This window comes from Cupriavidus sp. KK10 (assembly GCF_018223725.1).
Classification (GTDB): Bacteria; Pseudomonadota; Gammaproteobacteria; order Burkholderiales; family Burkholderiaceae; genus Cupriavidus; species Cupriavidus necator.
In genome coordinates this window covers 1,481,084-1,500,055 of the sequence record NZ_CP073678.1, presented here as the reverse complement: position 1 = coordinate 1,500,055, position 18,972 = coordinate 1,481,084, and the positions used below count along the sequence as shown (strand labels likewise).

16 protein-coding genes and 6 pseudogenes are annotated in these 18,972 nt (G+C 62.5%); 16 read left to right on the top strand and 6 right to left on the bottom strand.

Features of this window, described 5'->3' with window-relative positions:
• Nucleotides 1-115: 115 nt before the first annotated feature.
• The 3 genes and pseudogenes from KB879_RS40700 (at nucleotide 116) to KB879_RS40315 (ending at nucleotide 992) form a co-directional block, all read left to right on the top strand.
• On the top strand, nucleotides 116-589 hold the full coding sequence (locus tag KB879_RS40700) for an IS3 family transposase (protein ID WP_211983111.1): 474 nt from the start codon (nucleotides 116-118) through the stop codon (nucleotides 587-589).
• Nucleotides 586-759, top strand: a pseudogene (locus KB879_RS40035) (VapC toxin family PIN domain ribonuclease); the annotation flags it as partial. The gene KB879_RS40700 and the pseudogene KB879_RS40035, both read left to right, overlap by 4 nt.
• 107 nt (nucleotides 760-866) lie before the next feature.
• Nucleotides 867-992, top strand: coding sequence for a hypothetical protein (locus tag KB879_RS40315; protein WP_013958772.1), 126 nt, complete (start codon nucleotides 867-869; stop codon nucleotides 990-992).
• Between the two features lie 183 nt (nucleotides 993-1,175).
• On the opposite strand, the gene KB879_RS38410 is transcribed toward KB879_RS40315, so the two are convergent.
• The 3 genes from KB879_RS38410 to KB879_RS38395 form a co-directional block, all read right to left on the bottom strand.
• Nucleotides 1,176-2,243: a porin gene (locus KB879_RS38410; protein WP_211983109.1), complete on the bottom strand. Its 1,068-nt coding sequence runs from the start codon at nucleotides 2,241-2,243 to the stop codon at nucleotides 1,176-1,178.
• Nucleotides 2,244-2,636: 393 nt separating this feature from the next.
• Nucleotides 2,637-2,906: a hypothetical protein gene (locus tag KB879_RS38405; protein WP_211983107.1), complete on the bottom strand. Its 270-nt coding sequence runs from the start codon at nucleotides 2,904-2,906 to the stop codon at nucleotides 2,637-2,639.
• 642 nt (nucleotides 2,907-3,548) lie between these two features.
• Nucleotides 3,549-5,066: a PLP-dependent aminotransferase family protein gene (locus KB879_RS38395; protein ID WP_013958769.1), complete on the bottom strand. Its 1,518-nt coding sequence runs from the start codon at nucleotides 5,064-5,066 to the stop codon at nucleotides 3,549-3,551.
• A gap of 186 nt (nucleotides 5,067-5,252) precedes the next feature.
• Between KB879_RS38395 and KB879_RS38390 the strand changes: the two are divergent.
• The 5 genes and pseudogenes from KB879_RS38390 to KB879_RS38370 all read left to right on the top strand — a co-directional run.
• A pseudogene (locus tag KB879_RS38390) lies at nucleotides 5,253-6,004 on the top strand (SDR family oxidoreductase).
• A gap of 4 nt (nucleotides 6,005-6,008) precedes the next feature.
• Nucleotides 6,009-6,413, top strand: a complete 405-nt coding sequence (locus tag KB879_RS38385) for a cupin domain-containing protein (protein ID WP_013958767.1) — start codon at nucleotides 6,009-6,011, stop codon at nucleotides 6,411-6,413.
• Nucleotides 6,414-6,435: 22 nt separating this feature from the next.
• Nucleotides 6,436-6,805: pseudogene (locus KB879_RS38380) on the top strand (tyrosine-type recombinase/integrase); the annotation flags it as partial.
• 187 nt (nucleotides 6,806-6,992) lie between these two features.
• A pseudogene (locus KB879_RS38375) lies at nucleotides 6,993-7,247 on the top strand (transposase DNA-binding-containing protein); the annotation flags it as partial.
• A pseudogene (locus KB879_RS38370) lies at nucleotides 7,243-7,524 on the top strand (short-chain dehydrogenase/reductase); the annotation flags it as partial. The pseudogenes KB879_RS38375 and KB879_RS38370, both read left to right, overlap by 5 nt.
• Before the next feature lie 187 nt (nucleotides 7,525-7,711).
• On the opposite strand, the pseudogene KB879_RS38365 reads toward KB879_RS38370, so the two are convergent.
• The 3 genes and pseudogenes from KB879_RS38365 to KB879_RS38355 all read right to left on the bottom strand — a co-directional run.
• Nucleotides 7,712-7,947, bottom strand: a pseudogene (locus KB879_RS38365) (transposase); the annotation flags it as partial.
• Nucleotides 7,948-8,143: 196 nt separating this feature from the next.
• A complete protein-coding gene (locus KB879_RS38360) occupies nucleotides 8,144-9,109 on the bottom strand; it encodes a tripartite tricarboxylate transporter substrate binding protein (protein ID WP_013958763.1) in 966 nt (321 codons plus the stop codon).
• A 420-nt stretch (nucleotides 9,110-9,529) separates the two neighbouring features.
• On the bottom strand, nucleotides 9,530-10,450 hold the full coding sequence (locus tag KB879_RS38355; RefSeq protein WP_211983105.1) for a DMT family transporter: 921 nt from the start codon (nucleotides 10,448-10,450) through the stop codon (nucleotides 9,530-9,532).
• A gap of 194 nt (nucleotides 10,451-10,644) precedes the next feature.
• Between KB879_RS38355 and KB879_RS38350 the strand changes: the two genes are divergently transcribed.
• The 8 genes from KB879_RS38350 to KB879_RS38315 all read left to right on the top strand — a co-directional run bounded on the left by KB879_RS38350 (nucleotide 10,645) and on the right by KB879_RS38315 (nucleotide 18,917).
• A complete protein-coding gene (locus KB879_RS38350) occupies nucleotides 10,645-11,508 on the top strand; it encodes a LysR family transcriptional regulator (RefSeq protein ID WP_013958761.1) in 864 nt (287 codons plus the stop codon).
• A 447-nt stretch (nucleotides 11,509-11,955) separates the two neighbouring features.
• Nucleotides 11,956-12,162: a UTRA domain-containing protein gene (locus KB879_RS38345; protein WP_249221427.1), complete on the top strand. Its 207-nt coding sequence runs from the start codon at nucleotides 11,956-11,958 to the stop codon at nucleotides 12,160-12,162.
• 249 nt (nucleotides 12,163-12,411) lie between these two features.
• A complete protein-coding gene (locus KB879_RS38340) occupies nucleotides 12,412-13,596 on the top strand; it encodes an iron-containing alcohol dehydrogenase (RefSeq protein WP_013958759.1) in 1,185 nt (394 codons plus the stop codon).
• 33 nt (nucleotides 13,597-13,629) lie between these two features.
• Nucleotides 13,630-14,550 (top strand): LysR family transcriptional regulator, encoded by a 921-nt coding sequence (locus KB879_RS38335; protein ID WP_211983103.1) that lies wholly within the window; start codon nucleotides 13,630-13,632, stop codon nucleotides 14,548-14,550.
• An 851-nt stretch (nucleotides 14,551-15,401) separates the two neighbouring features.
• Entirely contained in the window at nucleotides 15,402-16,292 is an 891-nt protein-coding gene (locus KB879_RS38330) for an MBL fold metallo-hydrolase (RefSeq protein WP_211983101.1), read from the top strand.
• Between the two features lie 119 nt (nucleotides 16,293-16,411).
• A complete protein-coding gene (locus KB879_RS38325; RefSeq protein ID WP_013958756.1) occupies nucleotides 16,412-17,326 on the top strand; it encodes a LysR substrate-binding domain-containing protein in 915 nt (304 codons plus the stop codon).
• Between the two features lie 227 nt (nucleotides 17,327-17,553).
• Nucleotides 17,554-18,249: a 3-oxoacid CoA-transferase subunit A gene (locus KB879_RS38320; RefSeq protein WP_013958755.1), complete on the top strand. Its 696-nt coding sequence runs from the start codon at nucleotides 17,554-17,556 to the stop codon at nucleotides 18,247-18,249.
• A 5-nt stretch (nucleotides 18,250-18,254) separates the two neighbouring features.
• Nucleotides 18,255-18,917 (top strand): 3-oxoacid CoA-transferase subunit B, encoded by a 663-nt coding sequence (locus KB879_RS38315; protein ID WP_013958754.1) that lies wholly within the window; start codon nucleotides 18,255-18,257, stop codon nucleotides 18,915-18,917.
• The last annotated feature ends 55 nt before the right edge of the window (nucleotides 18,918-18,972 follow it).

Below are 18,972 nucleotides of genomic sequence, written 5' to 3'. Positions count from 1 at the left end.
TCACACGGCTACGCCGTGAGAACCGGCAGCTCAAAATGGAGAGGGAGATACTTGCAAAAGCCGCGGCCTGGTTCGCCCGGGAGACCGACAGGCTGCCCGACAAGGGTACGAATTCATGAAGGCGAACCAGGCTCGCTATCCGCTGTCCACCATGGCTCGGCTGCTTAAGGTCTCGCGCAGCGGCTTCCATGCATGGATGGAACGACCTCCGAGCGCTCATGCCGTGTGTGACACGCTGTTGCGCGCGCAAATCCGTGAGATTCACGCTCGCTCGCGCGGTACCTATGGGATGCCGCGTGTGCATGCCACGTTGCTGCGCCGGGGCATCCACGTCGGGCGCAAGCGCGTGGCGCGTTGGATGCGTGAGGCGGGCCTGCGCGGGGCTTGCCGGCAGCGCTTCATTTGCACCACGCACCCGCGCCACAGGGTAGACCTGCGCCTGATCTGGTGCAGCGGCACTTCTGTGCCGATGCGCCCAATCAGCTATGGGTCGCCGATGCGACGTATATTCCTACCGCTGCCGGCTTTTACTATCTGGCTGTCGTGCTCGACGTCCCAGCCGGCGCATCATAGGCTGGGCCATGGGTAGTGGCGTTCATCGAGCGCGAGAAATTGTATGGGCTGGGTTGCGGCCTAGTTGAAGTCTCACTGCTGGCTTCCACTTTGATCACACCAGGCGCACAGCTATGGCCAATGGATAGGCGTCTCGACGATTTGTCAGGACGGTTTGGTGTGGCGCATCGACCCCAGCTTCACTGAGTCGATGCCTTACGGATGTTCGAGCAGCCGCTGCATACGGTCGCTGCCTTGTCGGAGGAACAGCGCCGTGCTCTGCGCACGCCACGCTGCTGCAGGACCTCGCCACGTTGACCTATAACATCACGTCGACCTCGGTCAATCCACAGACCAAGATCGTCATCACGACCCGTCCCACGCCGTTGCAGCGCAAAGCCTTTGCGCTGCTCGGCATCGACCCCGGCTGTTCCCAGTAGCCAACCCCCTGCCGCTTGAAAATCTCTCGGCGCTTCAACAGGTTAGCTTGGTATCCGAGTCAAACTTCGGATTAAAAAATGGCCGGCATTTCTGCCGGCCAAACGACCTTAACAGTGAGAGAAGTCCGATATGAAGTTGTCGCCGGCACGCCCGGAAGCGCGCCTCGTCCTGCCTGCAGGAAATTAGAAGCGATGGCGCATGCCGAGCATTGCGCCGGTCTGATTTTGGCCTGACATCGTATTGGGCGTACCGGTCACACCGAAAGTCGCATTGCCTTTGTTGTTCACGTAGCCGAGCGACAGATACGCGTCAGTGCGCTTGGAGAAGGCGTAGTCGGCGTTCAGCACGAACATCCACGAGTCCTTGCTGTCGGTGCGGGCGTCGGTGTAGTAAGCCGCACCAGTCAACGTAAAAGCGGGAGTGAACTTGTAGTTGGCGCCGAGCCAGTACAGGTTGTCGTGACGGGCCGTACCAGTCGTGACTTCGTCACGCATCCAGCGGTAGCCGCCAAACACCTTGGCCGCTCCAAAAGCATACGACGTACCAATCGCAGCACGCTTCGCGGCGAGGTCCGCGGAAGCCAGGGTGCTGCCCTGGAACTGGTCGTACGCGACGCCCACCGAGAATGGCCCGTTCGCGTAGGCCAAACCAGCGCCAAAGTTGGTGCCGACCTTGAAGTGGCCCGGCACTTCGCCGCCGAGACCAGCGTTGACGTCACGGCCGAAGCTGTAGAAGCCGGTTGCCGTCAAGCCGCCGAACTTGCCGGTGTACTTGATGGCGTTGTCGGCGCGACCGTTAAATTGATTGTCGACCGAATTCAGCGAGTACATTGGGCCCGCCGCCATGGGGTCGTAGGCTCCGAACAGGTCATACAGCGAATTCTGCTGTCTGCCGAGCGTGACGGCACCGAAATTACCTTGCAGGCCAACATAGGCCTGGCGACCGAACAGCCGGCCACCCTGCGCGGATTTACCGCTATCGATATCGAAGCCGCTTTCCAGCACGAAGATGCCCTTCAGGTTGCTGCCGAGGTCCTCGACCCCGCGCAGCCCCCAGCGCGAACCTGAGAGGCCGCCGGAAGTTACGCCAACGACCGAACCACTACCGTTGGCGCCACCATTGACGTGGTTTTGGAAACTGATACCGGCATCAGCGATGCCATAGAGCGTCACATTGGACGACGATTGGGCAAAGGCAGAGCCGGACATGGCGCACGCTGCGGCTGCCACTGCGAAGAGAGCTTTTTTCACTGTCAATTCCAGGTATTTGGCGGAGGGTCCAGCCGGTGGCGTCACGGCTTGCATGCGAGCCGAAAACCACCCACCGACGCGGCCGCCAGATAGTGCGACAGGAATGTGACAGTAATGAGTCAACAATTATGCAGAGATTCGCACAATCATTTCAAAAGGAAGAACAATATGTGCACGTCCGGCAGCTAAACTCCATCGCCGGGGCGCGCCGATATCTCTCTGACGTGAGTGACAGATTTTTGACGAATTTGTGTCGGTCTGCCCCAATCCTGTCCCCCGATTTCCCGGTTATGAACGCTTGGCAGTTGCATGACCGACGAGACCGTGGGGCATGCCGGGGCACGATTGCGCCTGACCGTCGATGAAGACCGACGGCCCTGCCACCGACCCGCGTCAACCGGGTTCCAGGACCAAGTCACCGGACCAAGTCACCGTACCGACTCGGCCGATCACGGCAGCCTGTTTTACGCATACACCGAAGCGTTCAAAGAAGGCGGTATCACGGCGCTCGCGCGATACAAAGCCATACCTGCCATGTTGGCCCTTGCCTTGCGAGACCTCGATCAATGCTCGCATCAGACGCTGCTCGCAAACCAGGCTTGTCAGTGCTGCCCCCTCTCTGAGCATCCACGCACTGAGGTCTTGCAGTGAAAGATTGAGCATCCTTGCGGCATGCGCCCGACTCCAAGGCGCATTCGGTTCTCCAAAGACTGCCCGCGCAAGTTTCAAGGTAAGGGGTCTCGCCGGATCGTGCACCCAGTTGCGCGGCGAGTGATCACCGGTCTCCTCCCGCAAGGGACGTCTCGAAGCCATGACGTCAAAATGTATGGCGTCACTGGCTGCCATGAGGCTACGTCAATCGTGCGAGGCAACTGAGATCAATAGCCGACCCGATCGCGGCGCGCCCTTACGCACCCCTGCAACGTTGGCCGCCTGCGCCGCCGCTTGCCCAAGCCAAGGCATGCGCTTCCGGGCCCAGGCATGCATCCCCAAAGCGTTCAATGTCAACAACAAAGTGTCGTTTAAACGATAATCAAGAAATAGCGGGATCTTTAAACGTCCGCAAGCCCGAGATGCCCTCCCGGGCCAGCGGCGCGGTGGAGATACGCCTCCCGAAGGGCATCTGCGTGGCTCCTGTGGGGCAATACGCTGGCGCGGTCCGAATTCAGACGGGTACCCGCACTGGCGCCCGGCGCTCGTGCAACTGGGGAATGCAGACGGGATGGCGAGCGTGCTCAGCGACGCGCAGTTCGCGCCGACGCCCGGCAGCGCGGTGTCGGTGCGCTTCTTCAGCTCGGCGCTGGCCTAGCCGTCGAGGCATCCGTGCAACGTTCGCGCGAGACGAGACGCTTCCCTCGCATCGGTGACGTTCGCGAAGCCCAATACCAGGCCGCGTGGGGTGCGCCGCGTGCGTGCGTTCGCGTACCAGATCGACAGCGGCAGCACCGCGAGCCCCGCGTCGCGTGCGCGCGAGGCAAAGGCCACGTCGTCGACGGGACCATCGGGGCCTTCGGCAAACTCGACCGCGAACTGGATTCCGCCGTGCGGCAAGGCGACAATCATGCGCTCCCCGAACGCCTGGTTCAGCGCATGCGCAATCAGCATGCGTCGCTGTCCGTACAACGCACGCATCCGCTTCACGTGCCGCGCAAAATGCCCCTGTTCGATGAAGTCCGCCACGGCCGCCTGCAATAGCATCGGAGAGCCGGCATTCATGCTGCACGCCACGCGCCCGACGCGTTCGACAGCGCGCTCCGGCACCACGGCATACGCCAGCCGCAGCCCGGGAAACATCACCTTGCTGAACGTGCCGCAATAAATCACGCGATCGTGCTTGTCGAGGCTTTTCAAAGCCGGCAGTGGCCGGCCCACATATCGAAATTCGCTGTCGTAGTCGTCTTCGATGATCCAGCGAGACCCTTTCGAAGCCCAATCCAGCAGCGCCATGCGCCGGGCGAGCGACAACGTGTGCCCGAGCGGGGCCTGATGCGATGGGGTAACCAGTGCAAAACGCGCCTGCCGGTCCAGTGCGATGCCGCGCTCGACATCGATGCCTTCGCTATCGATTGGCACCGGTACCAGTTGAACACCGGCTTCGGCCAGAAAGCTGCGCGCGAGCAGATAGCCGGGGTCTTCGAACCACATGCGGTCGCTGGGGCTCGCGAGACTGCGCAACAAGAGTTCCAGCGTCGCACGGTAGCCAGCGGTAATGAATACCTGTTCCGGCAGGCACGCGACGCCCCGCGACAAGCCAAGATAGGTGGCAATGTGTTCGCGCAGCGCCCGATAACCAACCGGGTCCGGGTAGGCGAGCATCGCGCGTTGACCGCTGCGCGCGCAACGCGAAACGAGCCGGTTCCAAAGCTTGCGCGGGAACGCGTCCAGTGCCGGCAGCCCGGGTTGCAACGGCTTCGGCTCCCCGCTCATCGCCACCGCGATTGCCAGCTGACGCGGCGCCGGCTGCCGACTGCGCGATGCATCAGACACCGCGGACGCGCCCCCCTCCCTCGCACGCATGTGCTCCCGATCCTGTCCACTTGCAGAACGCGTCACCGCCGCCGGTAGCGAGGCGGATACGAACGTCCCGGCCGCACCGCGCATCTGCAGGTAGCCCTCATCGACAAGGATGGTATAGGCCATTTCGACCGTACCCCGGGCCGTATTCAATTGCGTGGCGAGCCCCCGAAGCGCGGGCACCCGATCGCCGGGACGCAGGTGCCCGGCCGCGATCGCTGTCCTGAACCGCTCGCAAATCTGCAGATAGATCGGCAAGCGGTTCTGGCGATCGATTTCGATGGCCAATGGGGAAGTCAGTGCGGTCATGATGAGTTCGGTCAATGTCGGCAGAAAGGACTTGGCCTAGTCATTTCGACAATTCTTGGCCCTTATCCCTGGGGCATGATTGTTTCACAATGGTCTCACACGATGCGACAGGGACAGGCACCTACATGCGATGCCGCCCGACCAGCCGCACCGCGCATTTCACTACTCTCATCTGGAGAATCTGCCATGAAGATCGTTGTAATCGGTGGTTCCGGCCTGATCGGCTCCCAACTTGTCGCGCTGCTCACCAATGCTGGCCATGCGGCGGTCGCGGCGTCTCCGCGTACCGGCGTAACAGCGTGACGGGCGAAGGATTGGATCTGGCGCTCAAGGACGCAGACGTCGTTGTGGATGTGGCGAACGCACCATCCTGGGAGCCACAGGCGGTACTCGATTTCTTCCGCACCTCCGCGCGCAATCTCGGAAAGGCCGAAGTGGCCGCGGGCGTGCGCCATCATGTCGCGCTATCAATCGTCGGCACCGACCGCATGCCGGGGAATGCATATTTCACGGCCAAGGTCGCCCAGGAAGAGGCGATCGAAGCTGCCGGCGTGCCGTACACGATCGTGCGCGCCACCCAGTTTATGGAGTTTCTCGGCGGTATCGCGGACTTTGGCACGGACGGCACCACCGTGCGCATCGGCGATGGGCTGTTTCAGCCGATCGCTTCGCAAGACGTCGCGGCATTCCTTGCGCAAGTCGCACTGGAAGCACCGCGGAACGGCACCATCGAGATTGCCGGCCCGGACCGCGCCCCGTTCGCGGAGATCGTTGCGCGCTATCTGAAGTCGACAGGCGACGCCCGCTCGGTCGTGACGGACCGCGACGCCCTGTACTATGGCGGCCACGTCGAAGAACTGTCGCTCGTACCGCTCGGCGACGCGCGGATCGGTCGCATCAGCCTCGGCCAGTGGCTCTCGCAAGCCAATGTGGAGTAATGCCATGAAAGCAATCGTGTCATTTGTGGCGGCGCTGATGCTGTCGTGCCTGATGGCGGCGCAGCCTGCGGTGGCCGCACCGGAAGCGAAAGTCACGCCGCTGCGGACGGAACCGTTGCCTGAGTATCCGGGCAAGGAAGTTCAGATGATCATCGTGGAATATCCGCCCGGCTCGGTCGACCCTGTGCATCGACATGATGCACACGCCTTTGTCTATGTGCTCGAGGGGAGCATTGTCATGGCGGTCAAGGGTGGCAAAGAGGTGACACTCAAGGCCGGGGATACCTTCCACGAAGGCACCAATGACATCCATACCGTCGGGCGCAATGCCAGTTCCACACAGCCGGCCAGGTTTGTTGTGTTCCTGATCAAGAATAAGGGAGCACCAATTCTGACTCCCGTGAAGTGAGACAGCTGGCCCACCGCTGCTCGGCGCGGTGCATCTGATCCTGAAGGAAGTGTTCGGCCTGGCGGCCGCACGCCTGCGCGCGCGGGCCCGAGTGGGCGGCGCAGGCCGATGTCCTGGCCGGTGCCTCGGCCCACTGGCTGCGCCACACCGCCGGCTCGCACATGACCGACCGGCAGGTGGATTTGCGCTATGTCAGGGATAATTTTGGGCATTCGTCGATTTCGACGAGCGTGTACCTGCGCAGCGAGGAGGATGCTCGGCACGAAGCCGGAGCGGCATCGGAACCGCTGGGCCAGCAAGACGTAAGGTGCGACCCGCGGCTTATTCACGGGCTTCAGCTAATGAACGCCGCCTCACTCCACAGTGACAACCGCCCCAGATCGACGGGCTAGAGGGAATCGGCTTGCGCGCCGGCAGACCGCCAGCCAAGTGCAGCACTTTCCAAGGTCCCTCCAGTTCAGTCGGACTCTCCATCTCAGCGAAGTGCCTTCCCAAAATGACCCCTTCCACGGCGCAACACTCGCTGGCAGGCAGGCGCTACCCCCTACCTGCGTCGCACTTGCACCGACTGGATCGTGCCAATTCGAGGGGCAGGATCTTGGCGATCCGAGGCGGGACCGGCGGGCGAAGGAATTGCTCAAGCGGTTTGCGGCCAAGCCGACGGCCAGCATACCAGGCGCATGCGATGGATGGTCGGAGACCATTGCGGCATATCGATTTCTGGGTAACGAAGAGATCGAGTGGACAGACGTAATGCAGCCTCATTGGGAGCGCACTGCGGCCAGGGCAGGCCAATTCCCGGTGGTGCTGTGCATCGCCGATACGACCGAGCTCGCTGGTGCGCGTCCGCACCGAGATCGCGGCGTACGCCGATCCGGTCGAGGCAATGCGCGAGCACATGGCTTCGGCCAACCACCAGCAGCCCGGCGATCCTGCCAAGCTGGCTACGGCCCTGCTGACCCTGGCCGACAGCGAAACCCCGCCGGTGCGCCTGCCGCTGGGCTCGGACACGGTCTACCGCATCACCGAGAAGAACCGCCAGGTAGAAAGCGAACTGGCCGCGTGGCAGGCGCTGGCGGTGTCGACCGACCACGACGACGTGCGCCACTGATCTTGCTGCAATGCACCAGCGCACGGTTTGGTGCAGTTGCAGGCAAGCCGGGCCGGCCAAGCGCCGGCCTCACCACTTGCAGCCTATCCTGCGTCAGGCATTGCACCAAGTCGGGCATTCGCATATGTCACTTCCGGCGAATTTCGCCAACAATGCCCTGAGAGTCATTGCCGGACGTGCCGTGGCTCCCCGTGTTGTGAGCGGCGACCGTAATGAAATCATTCTCCAGCGCGGCTGGCCTATCTTTGCATGTAGCGCCTTCAGGTCCACGGGCGACTCGACCGCAGTCTTGATTTTGCCGCCCGCCGAACACGGCCGCGGCATGCTCCGCCAACTGCTGCTTCCACTCCGTGATCTGGCTCGGGTGCACGTCATACTGCAGGCCAGCTCCGCCAGAGTCTTGTCGCCCTTGAGCGCGGCCATGGCCAACTTGGCCTCGAAGGTTGCCGAGTGGGTCTGCTCAGGATCCGGCCGGTCGGACTCAGGAGTCTTGGGCGTGGCGCAAGCTCAAGCTGTTCTTTCGGTCCTACGACAGCCTGCCGGTGGTGGCACGGCTGCTCGTCGACCACGTGTGCCCATCGGCCCGTACGGCGGCAAGCTCCGCCAGCCCGCGCCCGGACTAGTCGACGGTGGCGCCGGCCGCCTTGACGATTGCCGACCAGCGCGGCAACTCGTCACGAATTAGCGCCTCGAACTGCGGGGCGCCGGACGGAAACGGTTGACATCCCTGGCGTGCAAGGGTGTCACGCACATCTGGACTGTCAAGTACCTTACTCAATGCGGCCTGCAGGCGGGACACCACGGCGGGTGGCGTTCCAGCGGGCGCGAAGAGTCCATACCAAGGCGTGGCGCCAAAGCCGCGGAGCGTCTCTCCCACAGTCGGCACCTCCGGCATGGAGGCCAGGCGCTTCTCGTTGGTCACCGCAAGCACCTTCAGTTTGCCTGCTCGAATGAAGGAAAGTGCGGATGGAAGGCTCTGCACCGACAAGGGCACCTGACCGCCCACGACATCCGCCACGGCAGCGGAGGCGCCTTTGTAAGGAATGTGGACGAGCCGGATGCCGGCGCTGTGCTGTAGCATTTCACCGATCAGATGATTGAGGGTGCCGTTGCCTGCCGACGCATACATGATCGTGTCCGGCTTCGCGCGCGCCGCGTCAACCAGTTCCTTGACATTGTTCGGCCCGAACGAAGGATTGGCGACGAGTACGTACCCCGCGGTCGCAACGCTGCCCACCGGCGCGAAATCTCGTACGGGGTCAAAGCCCGTGCGTTTGTAGAGAGCAGGATTGATGACATGGGCGCTACTAACGGTGAACAACAGCGTGTAGCCATCGGCGGCCGACTTACCCACGTAGGCCGTGCCGATGTTGCCGCCGGCGCCCGGCCGGTTCTCGACGACGAACTGCCGCCCGAATTGTCCGGACAGCTTTTGGGTGACGATGCGGGCGATGGCATCGTTGGCTCCGCCTGGTGCCTGGGGAACCACCACGGTCACCGGCTTAGACGGATATGATTCCTGCGCAACCGCTGCCGTTGCCACACTGAACGCAAGGAAGGTTTGCAAGAGTTGTCTGACTGCCATTTTTTTGTCTCCTTTCATGGAAATGGTCACCGGTTGTACCGTCATACGGCATACCTGAACGCCTTCTTTGATGGTGACTGACTGGCAGGCTGTCGCAAAACAGCATTTCGCGATTCCACCATCGCGAATTCAGATGGCTAGCTTGTACGTCAGATGCCATCGGCCGGAAACTGCGCTACTGAATTCGCGATTGAACACATCGGGCACGACGGCCAGTACAGCTAGCCTTCGCCGGCCCAGACGTAGGTCATGCCCGCAGCAGGCGGCATGAAGTTGCATGGAGCCGGCTCGGCGCGCTCGGCAGCGTCCTATCCCCATACCGCGCCACCAGAGCAACTCTTCGCGGCATCGAAATTGGCTTTGAACTGCCTTCTGGTGCCGGGAGCGATGAGACCAAGACTGCTTCCGTGTCTTCCCGCCTCACGTTTGAGCGGCCCTGGCTCTGGTCGGAATGCCCACGAGTCCCGAGGCGAAGACCACACCCAGGATGACCGCCACCGCTCCGACCAGTTGCCATGCGTTGGGAGGTACACCCAGCACGGTCGAGACCAGCATCGTGAAGACCGGGGCGAGATTGAAGAAGATCGAGGTCCGTGCCGCGCCGATCTGGTGGATGCCGCGGAACCACAGCAGGTAGGCCAGCAACGATCCACCAACGGCGAGGTACAGCACGGCGGCATGGATGTTGCCGGGTGTTGCGGCAATGCTCGCCAGCGGACGCTCGAACATGAAGCCGAGGACGATCAGGCCGATGGTGCCGAACAGCATCGAGAACGTGGTGTTTTCCAGTGGCGTGGCCTGCTTGACGAAGCGCCGGGTGCCCACCATGTTGGCGGCCCACGCGAGACTGCCGGCGAGGATGATCGCATCGCCCCGCGCCACCTTGAGCGCGAGCAGCATCTGTACATCGCCGCGCGTGATGACCAACCCCACGCCGAGTAGCCCGAAGAACAAGCCGATGGCGCGCCCGGTATCGATGCGCTCGCGCTCGAAGACCACGGCAAGAAGCATGGTCCACAGCGGCGTAGTGGCGAGAATCAGCGCTCCATTGATCGGCGTGGTCGTTTGCAGGCCAAAGAAGGTGGCGAGATTGAAGGCGGTAAAGCCAAGCAGCCCGAGGCCCACGTATGCCCACAAGTTTTCGCGCAGCACGCTGAGCCGAAGCTTGCCTTGCAGCCCGAAGATCAACAACAGCAGGGTCGTCGAGATCAGGAAGCGCTCGATCGATGCGCTGATTGGCGTCATATGCCGGATGATCAATGCGCCGGCGTTGAAGTTGGTACCCCAGAAGAAGGTCGAAACAATGATGCCGACGTAGGCGAGGCTGTCTGGCTTGCGCATGGCTGACTCCTTGTCTTTGCGTGCGCCATGCAGGCCTCGGGCCGGTCTGGGCAAGCATGGTGGACGATGGCCGGCGGCAAGGCGGAGGAACCGCTTGGCAATTCCCGCCCCGCGACGGCATGGGTGCCATTTTGCGAGTTTTCTAACTTGTGTAGAATTCCCTATTTATTCACATCATCTGTGAAAAATTAACCATGTTCGACTGGGAGGATCTTCGCCATTTCAGCGTCTTTGCGCAGGAAGGCTCACTGTCCGGCGCGGCGCGGCGGCTTAAGGTGGACCACGCCACGGTGGCCCGGCGCATCTCGGCGCTGGAGGCAGCGCTTTGCCTCAAGCTGGTTGACCGGCGTCCGCGTGCCTATCTGCTGACCGGCGAAGGCGAACGCGTAGCCGCGCTGGGCGCCCGCATGGAGCAGGAATCGTTCGCGGTGGAGCGTACGGCGGCGGCCGGGCAGACCGGCGTCAGCGGCGATGTCACGATCAGTGCGCCGCCTTCGATGGCCGCGGCGGTGATCGCGCCCCAGCTAGGCCGCTTGCGCGAACAGCATCCGGCTCTGCGCATCTGCCTGACGGGGACCACGCACATGGCCTCGCTGTCGCGGCGCGAGGCCGATCTGGCCGTACGGCTGACTCGACCCAGCGAAGGCGATCTGGTGGTGCGCAAGCTTGGTGTCGTCGTGTTTTCACTCTATAGCTCCGCCAGCTACCTGAGTGCCACCACGCCATCCGACTATGGCTTTATCGCCTACGACGACAGCATGGAGGGCTCGCCCCAGCAGAATTGGCTGAAGCAGCAGGCGGGAACCCGGCCGATCGTGATGGTCAGCAACGAACTGGAAATCCAGGCCGCGGCGGCACGCGCGGGTGTCGGCATCGCCGCGCTGCCGTACTTCCTGGGCGACCGGGACGATGGTCTCCAGCGCGTGAGGAGCAAGGGCAAGCGCTTCGAACGCGAGATCTGGCTCGCCGTGCACGCTGACATCCGACGTGCGCCGCGGATCCAGGCTGTCATGCAGTTCCTGGGATCATGCTTCACGGAGAACGCCAGCCTGGCGTAGCGACGGCCGCCAAGATGTTCAATCAACATGGCGCCCAAGAGGGCGTGGACAGCCCGGCTATCGGCGTGTCTGCGTTCCCAGTGGAGACTTCCTTGGCATTGCGCGTAATGTCGTTAGATAGGAGCGCCCCCGCGCGCGCTTTCGTAAGCGACGCATGCGACTTCGCTGGGCTTACCGTCGCCACGAATCCGCCCAGGCCCGCACGATCCTGATTTTGCATTCGCACACGATCGACGAACTGCCACTCGCCAGTCCCCCAGGAGGAGTTTTCGAACTCGTGATCACCCACATGACTGGCCATGGGCCTCCGCAGCCAGTAGCTGACTTCGCGCACCGCAATGCAATAGGTCCCAGTAGCGAGTCGGATGGGCATGCAGACCCACCCTCACCATCATCCTCAGTCAGTCCACCACATTGGTCAGTGCAATCATCGAGAGCTAGCGCGGCATGGCAATCGATGAAATCCGACAGATCGTCACTGCCGTGGTGATCTCAGAGCCTTTGGCCGATAGGCTTGGCGTAGCAGCTAGCTCAGCCGGTCTGCACCTGGTTCGTCACTATAAACGGGCCGGCAAGATTCTCGAGATTTCGGGCACTATTTATCCGGCGGATCGCGTATCCGTGGCGTTCCAACTCAAGCGAAACATAGTTTGATGGCTGCGCTCGACTCAATCATGGAAGCGTCCGCTGCCGGTGCGTGCATTTGCCCATGGGATGCGAACCCGACATCGTGTCCTCGAGACCCGAAGACGCAACAGCCTGATCGTCGGCGGACATGTCGGTCGAATGCCACGCGCCGTGCCATCGCCATCGGCGATGGCAGGCTCTCGATTCACTGATTTCCTGGCGGCGGTTCCGGCGCCATCATCTGGCTACCTTCCCTACCCTTCACGAGGATGCCAGATGGAAAACACCGAGCCCAAGCGCTACCGCTTTACCGGACATGAGCGGGTCATCCACAATGTTTCGGCCATCGAGGCCTTGCCTGACGTCTTGACGCTGTTCGGATACCATCGCGTCTTTGTTGTGTGTTCCCGCTCAATCCGGACAAAGACCGCATTTATCGACCGGTTGCAGGCGCGGCTTGGGGAGATGATCGTCGGGCTGACCGACGAAGTGGGCGAGCATTCTCCGCTGTCCAACGTCCTGCGGGCTGCCAGGCAAGCGCGCGACGCCCGTGCGGATGTCATTGTCTCCGTCGGTGGCGGCTCGGTCATGGACATGTGTAAGGCGATGCAGTTGTGCATCTCGGAGAATGCCTACGACCGCGATAGCCTGCTCAAGCTGCAGTTCGTCGTGTCAGCGGACGGCACTGAGATGCTGACGACATCGCAGGCGCCTGCTGCCATCCGCCAGATCGCGATCCCGACGACACTGGCTACGTCGGAATGGACCCCGGTCAGCACGCCGATCGACGACGAAACCCGGCTGAAAGCCCGTTTCGTGGTGCCCGACGGATCGCCCGTGGCCGTCCTCTATGACCCGGACCTGTTGCACCAGACACCGGTGCGGCTGTTGTGGTCTACCGGTATTCGCGGCCTGGACCACGCCATCAACACGGCCTGCTCGTCGTCGCCGCATCCCTTTACGAGCCTGCTGGCCGAGCGAGCCATCGCGCTGTACGTGCAAAACCTGCCAAAGCTCGGCGACGCGAGCGCGACCGAAGCCTTCACGCAGTGCCAGTTGGCCACCTGGTACACCGGCATGGGCCAGATGTCCGTGCCGCACGGCTTCAGCCACTGGATGGTCCATATCATCGGTCCCTATGGTGGCATTGCGCACAGCGATGCGGCATGTGTGCTGATGCTCGCCCAGTCCAAATGGCTCGAGGGTTGGATCAAGCCGCAGCACGAGCGCCTGGCCGCCGCCATCGGCCAGCCAGGCATGCCGTTTCATGCCATCCTTCACAACTTGCTGGTTCGCCTGGGCATGCCAACCACGCTGGACGATCTGGGCCTGACGCGGGCACAAGTCGATGCCATGATCGGGCCTGCGCTCGAGCATCCGATGGTGACGCGCAACAACGTCAGGCCAATCACGACCGAAGCCGACCTGCGCGCTATCCTGGAACTTGCGTGGCGCGCATAATGCCAGCTATCTGTCGCCCGGTCCGCTGACGTCATGAAGATAGACCCCGTTTCGCTGCGGCTATTCCTTGCAGTTTCCGAACTCGGTACGATCGCGGCCGCCGCGGAACGGGAGCATATCGCCGCCTCAGCAGTCAGCAAGCGCATCAGCGATCTAGAGGATACCTTGCGCACACAATTGCTCGAACGCAGCAACAAGGGCATCGTGCCGACGCCGGCCGGCATCGCCCTGCAGAACCTGTCGCGCGGCATCGTCAACGACCTCGAGAATATCGCCACGATGATGCAGGACTACGCCACCGGCACCCGCGGCCTGGTTCGCATCTATGCCAACGTCTCCTCGATCGCCCAGTTCCTGCCCGCGGATCTGCATGGCTTCATTGAGAAGTACCCTGACGTACAACTGCAGCTCGAGGAGCGCATCAGCACCGCGATCCTGAGGGGCGTCGCAGAGAACGCGGCAGACATCGGCTGCTTCGCGGACCTCGGCACGTCGCCGAAAGGCGTGATCACGCTGCCGTATCGCGAGGACGACCTCGTCGTGGTAGTGTCGCGGCGTCATGCGCTAGCCTCGCGCAAGAAGCTGACCACAACAGAGGTACTCGATCACTACCTGATCGGACTGCAAACCGGCAGCTACATCAATATGCAATTGCTGCGCTTTGCCAGCGAGAACGGCGTCCCAGTGAAATTCCGCATGCAGGTCAACAGCTACGATGCCGTCTGCCTGATGGTGGAAGCTGATATGGGAATCGGCATCTTGCCCATCAGCCTGGCCCGGCGCTATGCCAAGACACTGGCCATTCGCGTAATCGCATTCGATGCGCCCTGGGCGCACCGCAAGTTGAACCTTTGCATACGGTCCTATGAGGGCTTGCCCGTCGCGGCACGGCAACTCGTCGATCACCTGTGCCCGTCAGCGCGAGCCATTGTCGGTGCGGCGGGTAGTGAGTGAAGTCGGTAGAAAGACCCGGAAGGTCGGCGCGCAGCAGAGCCTCACAATTCCGACCAGCCATGCAGGTTCTGTGGGCCGATCATCTACGCCTTGCTCGCTTCCACCAGCTGGTTTCAAAGCGCGCGCCTTCTCGAGGTGGCGATAACCCAGCATCATGGATGTAGGCTGCTGTTGGCGATTAATTGCATTTTCTAAACATCCGGTCTGCTATTCATCTTGTCGCTCAAATTCCCGGCTGCAATCGCATTGCTGCGGATGTGGGACAAGCGCCAACAAGGGTACCAGGCGATGCGCACGCCTAGCCGTGACTCCAGTTCCGCGATACGCTTCGAATTCACGTTCGGATGTCGTTGCGTAGGCCTGGTGCGCTCTTCGGCTTCGCTTCATTGGGTGCCATTGACCCGCCAGGGACTGCGCGAGGCCGACTTCAACTTGCGCGAAGCCGTACCGCCGTTCGCGGCCGGCCTTTGCGGATAGAGTCCGCGCGAACCAGGCGGGAATGCGCCCTGGCCGTCCCCGCCGTCAAGAATACCTTGTAGGTATGGAAGAAGACCTAATCGGTCTTGGACACGAGAAGGATCGCCTGCACATACTCCGAGGCCAAGTATGCCTGCAGCGAACGGGCAGGAACGGCTCACGACAGATCCAGCAGGGTCCGGGCTTTCGGATGCCGCGCCGGTAGGCGCATTATGGCAGCGGGTCCGCTCTATAAACCTGCTTGAAAGCCCTCTTTCAGAACGCAAAATTGGCGCAAAGCCGGATATCGCCGATCCTTTGCGCCTGGCGCCGGGATGGCTATGCCGTATGAGCCACGAACGGGGCTCGCCATCCATATCTGGGAGACAAGGCACATGATGCAATCACGCACCCTTGGTGACATAAAAATCACCCGAATTCTCGAGTACGCTGGGCCGACGCATGATCCGGCCTTTCTCTTTCCGGACCTCGACCGGTCCGTGCTCGATGCGAATGTGGACCTGATGGCGCCACACCACTGGATCCCGCACATGAACAAGCTGATTGTGACGATCCAGTTCTGGATCGTGCATGCGGGCGACAACGTCGTCGTCGTCGATACCGGCGTGGGCAACTTCAAGCCCCGCGCCGGTATTGCGCGCATGCACATGCTCAACACGCTGGTGCGTGAATGGATGATTGCGGCCGGCGCCGCACCGGAGCAGGTCACCCATGTGGTGATGACGCATCTGCATGCCGACCACGTCGGCTGGAATACCACCTGGCAGGACGGCCGCTGGGCGCCGACCTTCCCCAATGCGCGCTACTACATCCCCAAGGACGACTTTGTTTTCTGCGACGCGGGGCGCAACAAGGAGCCCGGCGTGGTGGACGTGTTTGGCGAGGCGTTTTTCGACAGCGTGATGCCGGTCGTCAAGGAAGGCCTGGCGGAGATGATCGTGCCAGGGCAAGAAATCGCCGGGTGCCTGCAGGTAGAACCGGCTGCGGGACACAGCCCGGGACAGGTAGCCTTCCGCGTGCGCTCGCGGGGCGAGGAGGCGGTGTTCTGCGGCGACATCCTGCACAGTCCGTTGCAGATCGTGCGCCCGGATGTAAACTCCGGCTACTGCATCCGTCCCGACCTGGCGCGCACCACCCGGCTGGCCTTGCTCAATCAGGCCGCCGACAGCGAAGCGCTGGTCTTGCCGGTGCATTTCGGCCAGCCCCACTGCGGCTACATCAGGCGAGAGGGCCAGGGTTTCCTCTTTGAGCCCGCCACCTGGTAACGGCCCGCGGGCGGCCGTGCCGCGGCACGGCTTGACGCTGCCCGTCTCGGCCGACCGCTTCCCCGCCGCTGTTGCGCCCTGCCATGGCGGCTCTAACATCTCGCCGCGAGATCCGCAGCATGGCCGTCCCCTTCGACATCACCGATTTCCGCCTTTTCGTCAATGTCGCGGAAACGCACAGCCTGACCCGGGGCGCCGAGCGTTCGTTTCTCTCGGTCCCGGCGGTCAGCAACCGCATCAAGAACCTAGAGGATACGCTGGGGGTCCGCCTGCTGGAGCGCTCGCCCCAGGGCGTAACGTTGACGGCCGCCGGCGACGTCTATCTCCAGCATGCGCGCGTGGTGCTTGCAGAACTGGAACGGCTCACCGGCAATCTCCAGCCTTTCACGGCGGGCCTGAGCGGACAGCTCAAGCTGGTGGCCAATACCACGGCTATCACTGAGTACCTGCCGCCAGTTATCGGCGACTATCTCGCGACCCACCCCGACGTACGCATCGACGTGCGCGAGCGGCTCAGCGACGACATTGTCCGCCTCGTGCGCGAAGGCGGTGCCGACCTGGGCATCATCTCCGGCAATGTGCCCACCGCCGGGCTGCAGGCTGTGCCCTTCGTCAAGAGCGGGCTGATCCTGGTCGCTCCGCTGGGGCATCCCTTGCTGGCAGAGGAAGAGGTCTGGTTCGAGCAAGCGCTGGAATATGCCTTTGTCGCCCTGCTCGAAGGCAGCGCGTTCCAGGTATTCATGACGCGCGCTGCAGGCGCCTTGCACAAGCCCATGACCATCCGCGTCCATGTGGCCAGCTACGATGCCATCTGCCGCATGGTGGCCGCCAACGCAGGCATTGCCATCATGCCTAAGGCCGCGTTCGCCCGCCTCAAAGGCAACCAGCCCATCGGAGCCTGCAATCTGCGCGATGACTGGGCCGTTCGCACCTTCCAGGTCTGCGCGCGCGACATTGAAGGCTTGTCCAGCTTCGCAAGGGAGTTTGCGAACCGGCTGATCGGCCGCTACGCCCCCGGTGGTGATGGCTCGTAGAGCCGTGCACGTTCTGCCCTCTTACCCTTTCTCCGATTCACCTTGCTGCATCGAATGAGCAATGTTGTCGCTCTCAATGAGAGAGCGACGAGCGCTGGTCTCATCACTCAATGAGACCGCGGTCACCCCCGAATTAACCCAGCGCTAAGGGCGCTTGCAAAAGGCAAAATTGAGCGCCCACAGGCTGCGTGGCAATCTAGCTTCGCCAGACAACAATCGAGCGAAACATGATCGACAAGCTTTACACAACGGCGCGCGATGCCATGGACGACGTCCAAGACGGTGCCACGATCGCGATCGGGGGCTTCGGTGGCGCCGGCATGCCTGACGAACTGATTGACGCCCTGATCGAACAGGGCGCCAAGGAACTGACAGTGATCAGCAACAACGCCGGCAATGGCGACACCGGGCTGGCGGCGCTGCTCAAGACCCGCCGGGTGCGCAAGCTGCTGTGCTCCTTCCCGCGCCAACGCGATGCGTACGTATTTGAAGAACTGTACCGCGCCGGCCAGATCGAACTGGAAGTCGTGCCGCAAGGCACCCTGGCGGAGCGCCTGCGTGCCGCGGGCAGCGGCATCGGCGCCTTCTACACCCCCACCGGCTACGGCACGCTGCTGGCGCAGGGCAAGGAGACTCGCCAAATCGACGGTCGCGGCTACGTTCTCGAACACCCCCTCCATGTCGATGTCGCGCTAATCAACGCTGCGGCCGCCGACCGCTGGGGCAATCTCATCTATAACAAGACCGCGCGCAACTTCGCGCCCGTCATGGCGATGGCGGCAAGCCAGACGATCGCCGCCGTGGCTCGCGTCTGCGAACTGGGCGAGCTTGACCCCGAGGACGTCGTGACGCCTGGAATCTTCGTCAACCGCGTGGTGCTGCGCGGCGCCGTAGCACAAGCTGAAGCCATGCTGGCAGGGTGAGCGTAATGGATCACGTGGCAAGAAGCCTGCTGGCCGCGCGCGTGGCGCGCGACATCCCGAACGGGTCCTATGTGAACCTCGGTATTGGTTTGCCCACCCTGGTGGCCAACCACCTGCCCCGATACCGGGAAGTCATCCTGCACAGCGAGAACGGTGTGCTCGGCCAATGGTCGGCTGCCGAACCCGGGCAGGAGGACTGGGACCTGATCAACGCGGGAAAGGAGGCGATTCGCCTCGAAAAGGGCGCCGCATTCTTCCACCATGCCGACGCGTTCGGGATGATGCGCGGCGGCCATCTCGACATCTGCGTGCTTGGCGCATTTCAGGTATCGGAGCGCGGCGACCTGGCCAACTGGCACACCGGCGCGCCGGATGCCATTCCCGCCGTGGGCGGCGCGATGGACCTAGCCATCGGGGCCAAGCGCGTGTTCGTCATGATGGACCATCTGACCAAGGACGGGACGAGCAAGCTGCGCCGCGAGTGCAGCTATCCGTTGACAGGTCTCGCCTGCGTGAGCCGCGTGTACACCGAACTCGGCACCTTCGCCATCGGCCCACACGGCGTTTCGGTCATCGAGATTGTCGGCGACATGTCGCCGCAATCGCTTCAGTCCCTCACTGACGTGAAGCTCGAGTTCACCTCCATGGTGATCGGCGAATACGCCTAGCCTCTCACATCCCACTGCCGTCCTGGCGCAGATCCAGCGAGCGTTGGCAAAGCAC